Raw genomic sequence first — 14475 nt, 5'->3', positions numbered from 1 at the left:
ATGCTATTCTAATTTGAGATTATTACTCTCGGCATGAAGTCGTCGTAAATGATCGGAATTGGACAATATTTTTAATTTCAGATTGTGCGGATAGTTGGGATGTTTCTCCAAAAAATGAGTAACGACGGAATAAACATACTTGCTCGTGTGGCCGGATAAACCGGCATTCAACCAGTCGGAAGGGAAAAAGATATCCCCCGTCTCCTGTATTTCCTGCAATTTCTCCAACACTTGAGGTATGTATTCTTCGGACTCTTGACGGCGCAAGGGATGATTCAACCACCTCAGACTCTCTCCCGCCCAAACCTCATTTACTCTATTCTTTTCCAACAACAAAGCGTTAAAAACGCTATCCCGGACCTGTTTTTTTCCGGATACGGAAGGCAATACATAGGCAAAACGATTCAACAAGTCCTTATTCTTTACCGTTCTGAGGATGTATTTCTTCATATTCTGATATTGATTGGAATCTCTCAATATCATATTATAAGCTATCAGTATCCTGTCGTCATCCGCGATCGTCATCCCGCCCGTCTCTTCCGTACCGTATAATATTTTCGCTATATATCCTTTGGCTTCCGACGAGGTATATATACCCAACAATGTTTTAAAATAGGTTTTCTTGTTCACTCCCGTCTGTTCTTTTGACAACATATCCATGCAGAAACGCTCCAGATCCTCCTGCAATAACTGACGGCTCCCCTCATCCAGGTAAGTATTATATACGGTAGTTAAAAACGAAAGCGTCCGATTAATAACCAAATTATTCGTTTCCGCAGGCAGATGCTTGATACAAAAACGAACAAACAGCTCCCCCTTTAACTTTTTATTCAAAACTCCTTCATATAGCAATTGCCAGCTGACTGCCCGATACAAAGGTTCAGGCAATTCACTCAAATACTCGTTCAAGGCACGAACAGAATACTCCGTAGGTAAGAAACAACCGTATCCCAAAACATCTCCGTCCGGCAACACCACCTTAGCATTACGGTAGCGCGTTAACGTATCTTTCAAAAAGAGAATATTTTCCCGCAAACGTCTGTTGCTTTCCCAAATAACCGATATCCGTTGAGGCCATACCCGGTTTTTTCCGGACTCATCGACCATTTCGACTCCATTTTCACCGAATTCGATCAATGGGGCTCCCGCCTCTTTCACCCATATTTCGTTCCACGCCTGTAAACCGACTCCGGATGTCTCTTCGAGCAGGGTGATCAAATCATTCCAATCCGCATTGGAATAAGCCCATCTCCTCAGGTAATGACGCAATCCTCTACGCAACTCCCCTTCCGTAATCAAATTCTCCAACATATTCATCACAATAGGCGCTTTATGATAAATAATATCCCCGTACAAAGTTCCCGCATCTTTCAGGTTATCCAATTGTTGCAAGATCGGATGAGTACCCTCGGTTCGATCCGTACGTAAAGCAGCTTCATAGTGACTTAAATAAAAATTCAACTTATGATCGACCGTCGGATACAGGCCGGCTAAAATTTTACCTGCCATAAAATTTGCAAAAACCTCCTTCAGCCATACATCGTCAAACCACTTCATCGTCACCAGATCTCCAAACCACATATGGGCTGTTTCATGAGCGATAACCTCACTTCGTCTCAAGCGTGCCGTCATATCGGCATCCGGATCGAGAAATAACCGTGAAGCATGGTAATACGTTGCCCCCGGATGTTCCATTCCTCCGAATTGAAAAGCCGGAATAGCAACCACATTGTATACATCGAAGGGATAAGGCCTTCCCGTGTATTTCTCCATCCAATTTAACGAATAGGCCACCTCCCGGGCTATTTCGGATAGGCTGCCATTAATTTTAGAGGTATCTGTCTCCCGGTAATAAATACCGATCCAACGCCTGTCTACATACCATTCCGCGTAATCAAAAACTCCCGCCACAAATGAAAATAAATAAGTACTCAACGGCTTCGTCTCCTCAAATTCATACAGTTTATAGTCATCGAACTGCTCCATTCGTAACAAATCCCCGTTGGCAACGGCTCTCCATGTCGAAGGAATTTTCAATCTCAATTTAAAACGCCCTTTGATATCCGGTTGGTCGAAACAAGGCATCAACGTCCGGCAACGGTCCGGAACCAATAAGGTGTAAAGAAAATCATCATTCCGATTCAAAGAGGTCTCTCCGGCTCGAAATTTAATATTCAGCGAATTCCGCCCCTCTTTTAAATTTTTTTCTTCAATAATAATATGTTCATTCTTAAATATATACGGGACTCTTTCTCCATCGGAAGTAATCGAGATAATACTTTCTTCGTCCGCCTTAAAATCCAAAACGACCGGAGCCAACTGTAACAACTCGAAAGAGATTTCCGAATCGGCAATGATGGCAGCCCCTTTATCGGAGGGAATCGCAAAGTACAAGCTATAACTTACTCCCCCGATATTCGATTTCCGCTCTTGTGCCAGTTCTTTTGAAACCCCTTTTTCAATACCACCATTTCCCCTCTCGCAAGCGGCAAATAATAAACAGAATTGTATAACGGCTAAAAAACAACGCACGTCCTGATTTATTTCTGGTGAACTTCTCTTTCTATACGGCACTCCCCATTAAAAACAGCTCCTGATTCTATCATTATATAAGCGGCCTTTATCGTACCCACGAAGGTCGATTTAGCTCTCAAGGAAACCGTTCCAAGCGAAAGTATATTACCCTGAACATTGCCTAAGATATCTACACTCGGTGAATTTATCTCTCCTTCTACCTTTGCCGTCGGTCCAATAACCAAACGCCCCGTAGTATTAATCTTACCTTTAATGGTTCCATCGACACGTATATCATTTTTCGCATGAAGATCCCCTTCGATAGAAGTCCCCTCACTTAATAAATTCAACGCTACCTGTTGTTGTACTTCTTTTCCCATAAAAGTCCTTTAGATTATATTTTTACCAAACACAACTCGTTAATACCTATTCTATTCCCCACAATCCGCAAACGGCAGGTTTCAACACGTCCTCCGACACGCCCTTCTTCACGTATAGTCAAATCCCCCGTATTCACGCTCCCCTTTACCAGGCCATCCACATCCAACACCTTGCAATTCACATTACCTTCCACAACTGCACCTCTTTTAATCACCAACACTCCGCCACAATCCACATTACCCGCAACAATACCTCCCAGGAACAAATCATTCGGCACTCTTATATCCCCTTGAATAACGGATGTACTAAGAATAACTGTTCTCTTCGCATTAGGTTGATGTACATTTTTCGTCATATTGCAAGAAAATAAGTGACCAAATATACAACAAGTAATCTAAAATAAAAAATCAAATCTAACGAAATCTGAGCATCTGTCCTCCAATATTTCTTGCGACAAAACGGGATAACAGACGTAACGCCATAAACAACAAAAAAAATGCTATCCTACCGGATAGCATTTTATAATATCGTAAATTGCAGATTAACCACCGAACCCTTCGATTACCGGACACCTGATCTCATTCCGCTTTTTTATCCACGACTGCCAATTGCATTTTTCCCGTCATACCCCCATTTGAGGTAGATCGCTCCCCAGGTAAACCCGGCCCCGAAAGCAGCTAAAATCAGATTATCCCCTTTCTTAAGCTGATCTTCCCACTCGTAAAGACAAAGAGGAATCGTCGCAGAAGTCGTATTTCCGTATTTATGAATATTTACCATAACTTTGGACCGATCCAGTCCCATACGGTCTCCCGTTGCGGCAATGATTCGCAAATTAGCCTGATGAGGCACAAGCCAAGCCACATCTTCGGAAGTCAGATTGTTTTTTTTCATGATCTCTACCGATACGTCGGCCATATTAGAAACGGCATGTTTAAATACAGGCTGCCCCTCCTGATATATGTAATGCTCCCGGGCCATGACCGTCTCCATGGCAGGAGGTTTTAACGAACCACCGGCTTTCATATGCAAATGCACCCTTCCCATTCCGTCAGAACGCAAAATATGATCCATCACCCCTATGTTCTCAAAGGTAGGCTCTAATAATACGGCAGCAGCACCATCACCGAAAATCGGACAAGTGGCACGATCCGTGTAATCGGCAATAGCAGACATCTTTTCCGCTCCCACCAAAACGACTTTCTTGTAACGTCCGCTCTCGACGAATTGTGTAGCCGTCGTTAATCCATACAGGAATCCGGAACACCCGGCATTCAGATCAAAACTAAACGCCTTTTTTATTCCTACCATATCGGAAATTACATTTCCATTGGCCGGAAAATGCATATCCGCCGTAACGGTACAACAAATCAAAAGGTCGACCTCTTCAGGTGTAAGTCCCGTCTTGCGAAAAAGATCCTCAACAGCTTTCGCTCCAAGGTATGCACTTCCTTTATCCTTATCCCGTAAAATACGTCTCTCTTTGATACCAATCCGGGTCATAATCCACTCATCCGTGGTGTCCACCATACGACTCAACTCTTCGTTTGTCAAAATATAGTCGGGACAATATGCACCGACCCCCGTAATTACAGCCTTTGGCCTTTCCATAAAGTTTTTTTTGATAATTTTCGTTCACTCGAAATAAATACCCCTATACAACCATAGCCCCCTTATTACAGGGGGCTGTATTATTTAAGGCAACTTATCGTCACATCAAAATTATGCGACAACAGCTTTCTCAATAGCCAATTTACCCCTGTAATATCCGCATTCCGGACATACAGTATGATACTGTACTGCAGCACCACAATTTGAACACTTTGCTATTGCAGGAACTGTCGCCTTGTCATGTGTTCTTCTCTTATTCCTTCTCTGCTTAGAGGTTCGGTGTTTAGGATGTGCCATTTTTTTCTATTTTTAATTTAGTTATTAATTAATTTCTTCAATTCATCCCATCGGGGATCACTTTTTTTATTCTCGTTTATTACCAAATTGTCCAGCACTTTTTCCATCTCCTCATTACACTCTCCATCCGGATGTACAACCCGAAGAGGGTAATTCAACATATACATTTCATATAGCGGTGCACTCAAATCTAAAAAATCTTCCTCTTGCGACAACACGATAAAATCATCCTCGTTCCCCTCTTCACGTTCTCCGTATTTCACATAAAGATTCAACTCTCCGCAAACAGGTAATTCCATCTCTTCCAGACAACGATCACATACAGCTTTCACCACTCCCGTAATCTTCATCCTCACCTCCATCAAAAGAGAAGACTTCACGATATCCACACAAGCCCTGACTTCTCCTTTCGTCCCTTTTGTCGTCTCAAAGCAATCGAAAAAAGAGTTGTCCAACATGAATTCGAAGGAGTGTTTCCCCTCTCCCAAGCCCCTGTGAGCAATCTTATATTCTTTCAACCTATCCACTACTATACGAAACAAAAACGGCGCAAATGTACAAAAAATAATTCATCTGCGACAACTATTTCTCTCTTTTTTATTTTCATCCCTCTCCAAAACGAATATTACAATTTTGTACCCCGATCGTACACTTACCCCTTTCTATATTTTTCTGTCTCTTCTTCAAACATACTGACATAACTGAAATAACGGGTCTCACTGATCTTACCCTCTTTAACAGCCTCCAATACCGCACAACCGGGTTCATGAATATGAGTACAGTTATAATAGCGGCAATCTTCGGCATACTTAAATATTTCCGGGAAATAATGAGATATTTCGTTTTTTTCCATATGGACAAGTCCAAAAGCCCGAATCCCCGGTGTATCCACGATATACCCTCCGAAACTCAATTCGAACATCTCGGCAAAAGTAGTCGTATGCTTACCGGTATCGTGCATTTCGGATATTTTTGCCGTTTTCAGAGTCAGCTCCGGCTCTATCCGGTTGATCAAAGAGGATTTTCCCACACCCGATTGTCCTGAAAACACGGAAACTTTATCTTGCAACAATTGTTTTACTTCCTCTACACCCTCTCCCGTTTCCGCGGAAACGGCCAAACAGGTATACCCCACGTTCCGATAAACATCCACCAACGCCCGCAAAAGCCATCGATCTTCCTCGTCACACAAATCTATCTTATTAAAAATCAAGACAGCAGGAATATTATATGCTTCCACGGAGACTAAAAAACGATCGATAAAGACGGTAGAAACTTCAGGATGTTTCAAAGTCGTGACCAGTATCGCCTGATCTACATTCGCGGCAATAATATGGGCTTGCCTGGAGAGATTGGTAGACTTCCGTATAATGTAATTTTTACGGTCTAATATATCATAAATAACTCCTTCTCCCGCTTGTCGTTCAACCGCCACTCTATCACCGACCGCCACCGGATTAGTGGTCTTTATGCCTTTCGTCCTAAATTTTCCTTTTATCCGGCACGACCAGATCTCCCCGTCTTCCATCCGTACGGAATACCAACTCCCGGTCGACTTTACAACAACACCCCTCATCTTAGATTAGCCATTTAAATTAAAAATCGGTTCGCGACGAAAACTCATTCCCAAACAAGTACATCAAACTGATATCGAACATTCAAGAAGATACCCCAATGGACATTTTGAGACCTTTATTCTCAATTTCTATCTTTTCTTTTCGTTTTTAACTTCACAAAGATAATCTATTTCACTAATTTTGTCGCATGCAATACGCATAAAAACCGAAATCTCATTAAGATGAAATTAGTTTTTGCCACCAATAACGTTCACAAGTTAGAAGAAATCAAACAAATGTTAGGAGACCCCTACACGCTTGTTTCTTTGAAAGAAATCCAATGTTTTGACGATATCCCGGAAGAGCAGGACACTCTCGAAGGCAACGCGTTACAAAAAGCTCGCTACATTCACGAAAGGTATGGGATCGACTGTTTTGCCGATGACACGGGACTCGAAATCGAAGCCCTTGACATGGCCCCCGGGGTTTATTCCGCCCGCTATGCCGGAACAGATCATAATTCCGAAGCCAATATGAAAAAAGTACTGTCTCAAATGAACGGCGTAACCAACCGGAAAGCTCGATTCAGAACTGTTATCGCCCTCATAATAAACCGGAAGGAATATCTTTTCGAAGGGATAGTGAACGGCCATATCCTGCCCTCGCCCAAAGGAGACAGCGGCTTTGGTTATGATCCCATCTTTCAACCGGAAGGCTTCGCCCAAAGTTTTGCCGAAATGAATCTTGCGGACAAGAACAAAATCAGCCACAGGGGACGAGCCGTCGAAAAGCTCTGCATCTTCCTAAAAAATCGAGAAGATAAACATGGAAGTAACTAACGCCATCGTATTAAAAAACATACCTTACACGGAAAATCAACGCATACTCTCCGTTTTCTCCGCAGAACGGGGATTTCTTTCGCTGATCACTCCCGTCAATACGATCAAGCGCCGGAACAATCACGCTACTCAATGCATGCAGATTGTCGAAATAGAGTACATTTTCAATGAAAAAAACAACATCCACAAACTAACGACAATCGTCAATACCCGTAACACCACGGCAATCTATCTTGATGTATATAAAATGAATATCGCTTTACTATGGGGCGAGATCTTAAACCTGACTTTACGAAACGAAGGCAAAAACGAAACCCTGTACGAATACATAGAAAACTCCATCGAGTATTTAAATTCGGCACAACGGGACATCGCTAACTTTAATTTATTTTTTCTGTTCCATTTAGCCTCCCTGCTTGGATTCGACATCAATTCATCGACCTACCGCCCCGGTTATATACTTAATCTCAATGACGGGAATTTCTATCCGACAGCCGGGAACGACTCCTACTCGACAGGCCCGCACGCGGCACAAGCCATATACAAGCTATGCAACTCTCCTTTAGCAGACATTGGAAATATCCCGTTAAACCGCCAAAGCAGAAGCATTATTTTAGATATACTTCTTCTCTTCCTCAGCTTCCACCTGAACATCAATTTCAACATCAAAAGCATTAAAGTCATTCGTGAAATCTTCTCTTAAAATTTGACATTATTCATCTTTAGTTAATATTTTCTTAAAAAATAAACTTTTCAAGCAGGAAAATGTCATATAACAAATGGTATTTTTCACTTTTTATTAACACACTTTGTGAATTACAAAAAATAAATTTAACCAATCAATTAAACCGCTAAGATTATGCGTATAAAAATTGACGACCTCAATAGAATCTATTCAGGTGACAAAAGGGTCTTTAGTGATTTGAATGTAAACATTGAACCGGGTTTTTTTTGCTTTTCAGTATTTCGTAATATTGAAAACGTTATCTTTGCGTGCATGCAATCTCCGCTTCAAGGTCATTCTTTCGAAAAGATTTTTTTTGACAATGACACCGTTGCCAAAGGAGATAAAACGATATGTTTTTTTGAAGAAGATCCTCTCGGGGAAACTCAAAAAACGGGTTTTCAACAAATGACGGAAAAAAGAGAAGCAGCAATCCGTCCCGATTTGAAACATACCCCTGTTTATCACATCGACAACCTGCCCGAGAAGCAGCATCGAAGTAATAGTAAATACGAATTATTTCACTAAAAACACAAAATTAAAAAACGATGAATCTACATAATATACATACCGTTTCCCGTTACGAAGCCAAACTCTTACGAAGAAGTTGGTTGTTTCGTATTTTCGCCATCCTCTCCTTATTAGTAATCACGTTTTTCCATTTGACTACTCAAGCCAATCTTTTTTGGTACCAATGGAATATGGTGGCGATGTCCTCCTCTATCCCTTTCGTCAATATTTATATTTTCAATATCGCACAATCGGTCATTGCCATTTTTTTAGCCGGTAGTTTTTTAAAAAGAGACCAAAAATTAGACACGGCGGAAGTCATCTATGTCCGCCCGATGAGCAACGCGGATTACGTTATCGGGAAAAGCTGGGGAATCATTAAAGTCTTCATCTCTCTAAACATTCTCGCTTTACTGGTTGCAGCATTCATCAACCTCTATGTAAGTGAATCTCCGTTCAATTTACTTCCTTACGTCTTCTACCTTTTAACGCTGTCCATTCCGTCTCTCGTATTCATCCTGGGACTCTCGTTCATGGTCATGTGTTTCGTAAAGAATCAGGCGGTAACTTTCGTCATTCTGTTAGGCTATATCGGAGTAACCCTGTTCTATTTAGGAAATATCGAACACGGTGCATTCGATTTCTTCGCACTCACGCTGCCCAATATTTTTTCCGACATTTCGGGACATCCCGTTCTATCGGATTATTTGTTGCAAAGAAGTTCTTTCCTGCTTTTAGGCATTAGCCTGCTCTCTTTCACCATCGCTTTGGTAAAACGTCTTCCCCATCATCCCAAAAAGAGAATCTTATTAAACACACTGGGGATCATTATCCTATTATTAGGTATAGGAGCGAACTTGTCCTATCTATGGCAATTCCGTCATAACGACACGTTAAGAAGCCGTTATATCGAAAAATACCAGGCTTACAACTCCCACGACAAAGTAAACCTTCTGTCCGAAGAGCTGATTTATTCCCAAAAAGGTAATCAAATCTTCGTCGACGCTCATCTAACCGTTCAAAACAGAAACCACCGGAAAATCAATTCTGTCCTGATCTATCTGAATCCTACCCTGCAGGTGACGGAGGTCTCTCACGAGGGTACCAAACTACTGTTTAAAAGAGACGAGCAGATACTCGTTATAGACAAAGAATTAACCCCTTATCAAATAGTAGATTTACAAATCCGGTACGAGGGCAAGGTGAGTGAAAACATTGGTTACTTAGAAGTACAAGACGAGGAATACTACGATACACAAACCGGTAGCAGCATCCTGCGGTTCGGGAAGAGATACGCTTTCGTTCAAAACGACTTTACCCTATTGACCCCCGAAGTTTTATGGTATCCGGTCACATTCCCGCCAATGAACCCGGAAGCTCCTTATAATATTCAAAAGAATTTTACCCATTTTTCATTGAAAGTCATCCCCACCGAAAAACAAACGGTACTTTCTCAGGGAACGTCCTCCCAATCAGGAGATACCATCATTTTCCATAATACACATAGACTACCTTCCATCAGTCTGGCTATCGGAAATTACGAAAAAAAGTCCATCACGGTGGATTCCGTCCTATTTGAATTATATCATTTTAAAGGGCATGACTACTTCTCGAAAGAATTTACGAATTTGAAAGATACCTTAGGCAGTATTATCTCAGACATCAAAAATCAATACGAAAGCCGGAAAAACAGGGTCTATCCGTTCGAAAAACTGATTCTGGCAGAAACTCCGGTGTCATTCGCTTCATACGTTCGAAATTGGAAAGGTTACAGTGAATTCATCCAACCGGAGATAGCTTTTATTCCCGAAAGAGGAACAACTCTTCCCAGCGGGAACTTCAAGCTTGCCAAAAAAATGCAAAGACAACGGGGAGGAGGGCCGAACCGGGGAACGATAGACGAAACGGAAATAGAAACCAGAGTTCTCAGAGATTTCATTACCTGGTGTTTTTTGAATGAAAGTAAATATGAAGAGACAGGAAATCTATTTGTAAATAGCATCTTCTCGTCCGGCTGGAACGGGACATCCAAATTAAATCCTTTTGATTTTTCCGGATTCTATTTCAATCATGCTAATTTTATCTATTCACACAACTTCCCTGTCATGGATATTCTTTTGAATACGATGTTCAAGCAAGAAGAAAATGATCCGTGGTCAAGGTGGAGAAGGAGATTTTCCGGTATGAGCGATGCTCAGAAAGCATCCGCATTCTTAAAGGAAAAGAGTTTCGAACAAGCTGTTCTGGACCGTTCGCTCTCCCCGGAAGTATTTTACGAGATGCTTAAGCTCAAAGGAAATTACCTGCGTAATTACCTCACCTCTCAAATACCTTTGGCAGATTATAATAAGTTCATGACACAATTCATGAAAGATTACCAGTTTAAAGAGATCAATTTCACGGTATTGAATAACTCTTTTATGAGAAAATTCAATATCAATCTGATGGATTTTATCCCCCAATGGTATACGATCAACCAAACCCCTTTATTCATTGTGAAAGGAATCAATGCGGATAAAGTCGTGGTCGACGACTACACGAAATACGTTGTTCAATTTAAGATTCACAATCCGACGGAAGTAGAAGGTATCGTTTCCGTAAATATCGAAGAAGGAGAATGGGGCAGAAGAGGGAGAGGCCGACAACAGGAAAAACCGTTACAGCATTATATTATTCCGGCTAAATCCTATAAAGAGATTAAAACGCTGTGTGACGAGCGACCCCGTAATATCGACATTAACACCAATATCGCCCAAAACATACCAAGCGATATCGTCTATAATTTTTCCAAAATAAACACGGAGACCAAAGAGATGACCACCGGTATGTTTAACACGGATGCAACCCTTTTTGAATACAATCCCAAAGATATTATCGTGGACAACGAGGATCAAAATTTCCATTTGATCGAGTCCAACCAGAAGACAACCCTCCAATCCATATTTAAGAAACCGCAAGAAGACAAATACAAAAACCTGACGACTTGGATGCCTCCTACCCGTTGGACGGCTACCGTGGGTACCAATTTCTACGGGGAATATATCAACAGCGGCTATTATAAAAAAACCGGAAACGGGAACAATAAAGCCGAATGGGTAGCCCAGATAGAGACTCCCGGTTTTTACGAGGTTTTTGTCTATAACGCAAGAATCGTGTGGGGATGGAGACGCGAAGAATCAAACATGCAATATTATACCGTAAAACATGATGACGGGGAGGAAGAGGTTTCTATCGAGACCAATGAAAATACCCAGGATTGGGTTTCATTAGGCAGCTTCCATTTCTCTCCCGGAGAGGCTAAAGTTATTCTGAGCGACAAAGGATCGAATCCCAATCAAGTGATTTACGCGGATGCTGTTCGGTGGGTATTTCAAAACAAAGAAAAATAACAAATAAACCAGCACTTTTATGAAAAAAATCACAGCACTACTTTTATTAACCATCGGCTTAACCGGATGGCTTTCCCAACGTGTTTCCGCTCAGGAAGTTCAGGTCCTGACTTTGGAAAAAGCGCTCGAGATTGCCTACAAAAACAGTCCCGATTTAATTCAAAGTAAGATAACTTTAGAGCAAAGTGAATTAAGTCTTGTCCGCCAGAAAGCTATGCTCAAATCAAAATTCAGTTTGAATTTATCCCCTTTTCAGTATTCCCGACAAAATGTCTATTTCGATTACGAATCGAAAAACTACATATCTAAAGTGATGTCTTCCAGGGGTAGTTTTACGATAAACCAACCCATTATATGGACAGGTGGTAGCATATCCTTAACTCAAAGTTTAGACTGGCAGGATGCAAGTAATCAATCGCAAGGAGGAAAAAGCACTTATTTCAACAACGACCTTTCCCTTACTCTTTCACAACCCATTTTTAAATACAATGAATTGAAAATGCAACTGAAAGAAATAGAATACAATCTTGAAAAATCCAAGATTGATTATGCACTAAAACAATTAACCATTGAAACATCTGTAACCTCTCAGTTTTATAGCGTATATAGAAGTTATAAAAGCTTGATAAATCAACAGGAAAGCTATAAACAGGCAAAAGCGACTTATGAATTAACCAAAGCTTTGGTTGAACAGGATAATCGCCCGAAAGTAGATTTATTAGAAGCTGAAGTAAATATAGATGATGCTGAAATAAGTTTGGCAAAAGCTCAAATTGATTACGCCAATACAAAAGACAATTTTAAAAAACTATTAGGCCTGCCTTTGGACGAAGATATCTCCGTTCTTCCTAAAACAGAAGTTGAACCCATACATGTAGATATGGATTTAGCCATAAAATACGCCTTGGACCAACGAATGGAATTAATGCAACAAAATATTACAATTCAAGAAGGTTTACTTAATCTTATAAAAATAAAAGCAGAAGATAAATTCAGCGGAGAGATTTCCGCCACTGTCGGATTATGGAATAACAGCAGTAATTTCACGGGAGCTTTCCAAAACCTTCAGGATAAACAAGACATTCGTCTCAATGTTTCCATACCTATTTTCGACTGGGGAGCACGTAAAGCAAATATCAGAAGTACCGAGTTAGCTAACGAATCTCAAGAAATTAATTTTGAGGAACAGAAAAAAAATATTATTATTCAAATTCGCCAAATTTGCAGGAATCTTCCTCAATTATATAAAGAAATTTCCATTGCTAAAAAAAGAGTAGATAATGCTGAAATCATATACGACATTAAATATCAAACCTATCAAGCCGGTCAGCTAAGTTACAAAGATCTACAAGATTTTCAAGACAAATTAACGACAGCTAAAGAAAACTATACCAGTGCAATTATTCAATATAAAGAAAAATTATTGGAATTGAAAATAAACACGCTGTGGGATTTCCAAACTAATACCTCCTACTTCCCCGTGGATCTGTTAAAATAATCTACTAACTTTAAAAACATAGAAATCATGATCAATAAAAATATGAAATACATCGGCTTTATACTATTAGCATTTGCTTTAAACGGATGTAATAGTCCGAGAATGGGTTCGGGAAACGAAAACCCCACCCCGGTATGGTTATCGGAAGTAGGCAAACGTACGATCCGGCAACTGACCACCACCACCGGAACGGCCAAGGCAAGCCAAAAGGCAGAAGTCAAAGCCGAAGTCACGGGAAAATATATCTTACAAACCAATCCCAAAACCGGGCGTCCCTATAAATTAGGCGATATCGTCGAAAAAGGAGCCGTTATCATCCGTCTCGAAAATAAGGAACAGGAAAATACCGTTTCTTTGGAAACCAAAGAGATGGAACTTGGTATTGCGAAAAAGGATGTAAAAGCGAAAGAGATCTTATTAGAGAAAGGAGGGGTTACGGAAACAGATCTATTAAATGCAAAAAAAAGTCTGCTTTCTGCCGAATTAGGATTGGAAAAAGCCAAGATGGACCTCGATAAATTGAATATCAGAGCCCCCTTTAAAGGAGTCATTGTCAATCTTCCCTATTATACGCCCAATGTAGACGTTGCTTCCAATGAGGTACTATTAGGTATTATGGATTACAGCAAGATGTATATGGAGATCGAACTTCCGGAAAATGCCATCGAAAAGGTAAAGGTAGGCCAAAATGTTTTGGTTACCAATTACAATATCAAATCGGACACCCTATCGGGACATGTAACCCAACTCTCTCCGGCCATCAACGAAGAGACTCGGACCTTTTCCGGTTTTATTACCATCGATAATCCCAATTTAAAACTCCGTCCGGGAATGTTTGCCAAAGGAGACATCATCACCCTGCAAAAAGACTCGGTAGTCGCCATTCCGAAAGAGCTGATCAGCTCGCGGAGAATGATCTCCGTCTTTACCGTGGAACGAAACATGGCCGAAGAAAAAATGGTTAAAACCGGAATCAGCGACGATCGGTTCATTGAAATCGAAAGCGGTTTGAATGCCGGAGACAAGATCGTCACCAAAGGATATGAGTACCTGAGAAACAGAAGCAGAGTTAAAATCATGAAATAATTTTTAGAGTTTAGCATTTTAAGCATGCAAAGACCATGACACAGTATGTAATCTAAAATCTAAAATCTAA

General features: G+C 40.8%; 13 protein-coding genes. 6 read left to right on the top strand and 7 right to left on the bottom strand.

The window, feature by feature from the left end:
* Nucleotides 1-3: 3 nt before the first annotated feature.
* The 7 genes from DMB45_RS04185 to rsgA all read right to left on the bottom strand — a co-directional run bounded on the left by DMB45_RS04185 (nucleotide 4) and on the right by rsgA (nucleotide 6379).
* Nucleotides 4-2532, bottom strand: a complete 2529-nt coding sequence (locus tag DMB45_RS04185) for a M1 family metallopeptidase (protein WP_059026932.1) — start codon at nucleotides 2530-2532, stop codon at nucleotides 4-6.
* Nucleotides 2533-2540: 8 nt separating this feature from the next.
* Complete coding sequence (locus tag DMB45_RS04180; RefSeq protein WP_041503302.1) at nucleotides 2541-2894, bottom strand: bactofilin family protein; 354 nt, start codon at nucleotides 2892-2894, stop codon at nucleotides 2541-2543.
* A gap of 14 nt (nucleotides 2895-2908) precedes the next feature.
* Nucleotides 2909-3250: a bactofilin family protein gene (locus DMB45_RS04175; RefSeq protein ID WP_041503301.1), complete on the bottom strand. Its 342-nt coding sequence runs from the start codon at nucleotides 3248-3250 to the stop codon at nucleotides 2909-2911.
* Between the two features lie 236 nt (nucleotides 3251-3486).
* Nucleotides 3487-4506 carry a beta-ketoacyl-ACP synthase III gene (locus DMB45_RS04170; protein ID WP_059026930.1) on the bottom strand — a complete coding sequence of 340 codons (1020 nt, stop codon included), beginning with the start codon at nucleotides 4504-4506 and terminating at the stop codon, nucleotides 3487-3489.
* Nucleotides 4507-4617: 111 nt separating this feature from the next.
* A complete protein-coding gene (gene rpmF / locus DMB45_RS04165) occupies nucleotides 4618-4803 on the bottom strand; it encodes a 50S ribosomal protein L32 (RefSeq protein ID WP_041505225.1) in 186 nt (61 codons plus the stop codon).
* Nucleotides 4804-4820: 17 nt separating this feature from the next.
* The gene (locus DMB45_RS04160; RefSeq protein ID WP_237143277.1) at nucleotides 4821-5345 is read right to left on the bottom strand and encodes a YceD family protein; all 525 of its coding nucleotides are present in this window, start codon (nucleotides 5343-5345) and stop codon (nucleotides 4821-4823) included.
* Nucleotides 5346-5455: 110 nt separating this feature from the next.
* Nucleotides 5456-6379, bottom strand: coding sequence for a ribosome small subunit-dependent GTPase A (gene rsgA / locus DMB45_RS04155; RefSeq protein ID WP_041503299.1), 924 nt, complete (start codon nucleotides 6377-6379; stop codon nucleotides 5456-5458).
* 222 nt (nucleotides 6380-6601) lie between these two features.
* Here rsgA and DMB45_RS04150 point away from each other — a divergent pair, with 222 nt between their 5' ends.
* The 6 genes from DMB45_RS04150 (at nucleotide 6602) to DMB45_RS04125 (ending at nucleotide 14405) form a co-directional block, all read left to right on the top strand.
* Entirely contained in the window at nucleotides 6602-7198 is a 597-nt protein-coding gene (locus DMB45_RS04150; protein WP_041503298.1) for a non-canonical purine NTP diphosphatase, read from the top strand.
* Nucleotides 7185-7901, top strand: a complete 717-nt coding sequence (gene recO / locus DMB45_RS04145) for a DNA repair protein RecO (protein ID WP_041503297.1) — start codon at nucleotides 7185-7187, stop codon at nucleotides 7899-7901. The genes DMB45_RS04150 and recO overlap by 14 nt, the downstream gene beginning before the upstream one ends.
* 156 nt (nucleotides 7902-8057) lie before the next feature.
* Nucleotides 8058-8450: a hypothetical protein gene (locus tag DMB45_RS14630; protein ID WP_041505227.1), complete on the top strand. Its 393-nt coding sequence runs from the start codon at nucleotides 8058-8060 to the stop codon at nucleotides 8448-8450.
* A 20-nt stretch (nucleotides 8451-8470) separates the two neighbouring features.
* Nucleotides 8471-11821, top strand: coding sequence for a golvesin C-terminal-like domain-containing protein (locus DMB45_RS04135; RefSeq protein ID WP_110688477.1), 3351 nt, complete (start codon nucleotides 8471-8473; stop codon nucleotides 11819-11821).
* A 19-nt stretch (nucleotides 11822-11840) separates the two neighbouring features.
* The gene (locus tag DMB45_RS04130) at nucleotides 11841-13319 is read left to right on the top strand and encodes a TolC family protein (RefSeq protein WP_041503294.1); all 1479 of its coding nucleotides are present in this window, start codon (nucleotides 11841-11843) and stop codon (nucleotides 13317-13319) included.
* Between the two features lie 27 nt (nucleotides 13320-13346).
* A complete protein-coding gene (locus DMB45_RS04125; protein WP_181416486.1) occupies nucleotides 13347-14405 on the top strand; it encodes an efflux RND transporter periplasmic adaptor subunit in 1059 nt (352 codons plus the stop codon).
* Nucleotides 14406-14475: the final 70 nt, after the last annotated feature.

This window comes from Sanguibacteroides justesenii (genome assembly GCF_003204205.1).
In the GTDB taxonomy this organism is placed as follows: Bacteria; Bacteroidota; Bacteroidia; order Bacteroidales; family Marinifilaceae; genus Gabonibacter; species Gabonibacter massiliensis.
The sequence above is the reverse complement of the archived record's forward strand: the minus strand, read 5'-3'. Positions and strand labels throughout refer to the sequence as shown.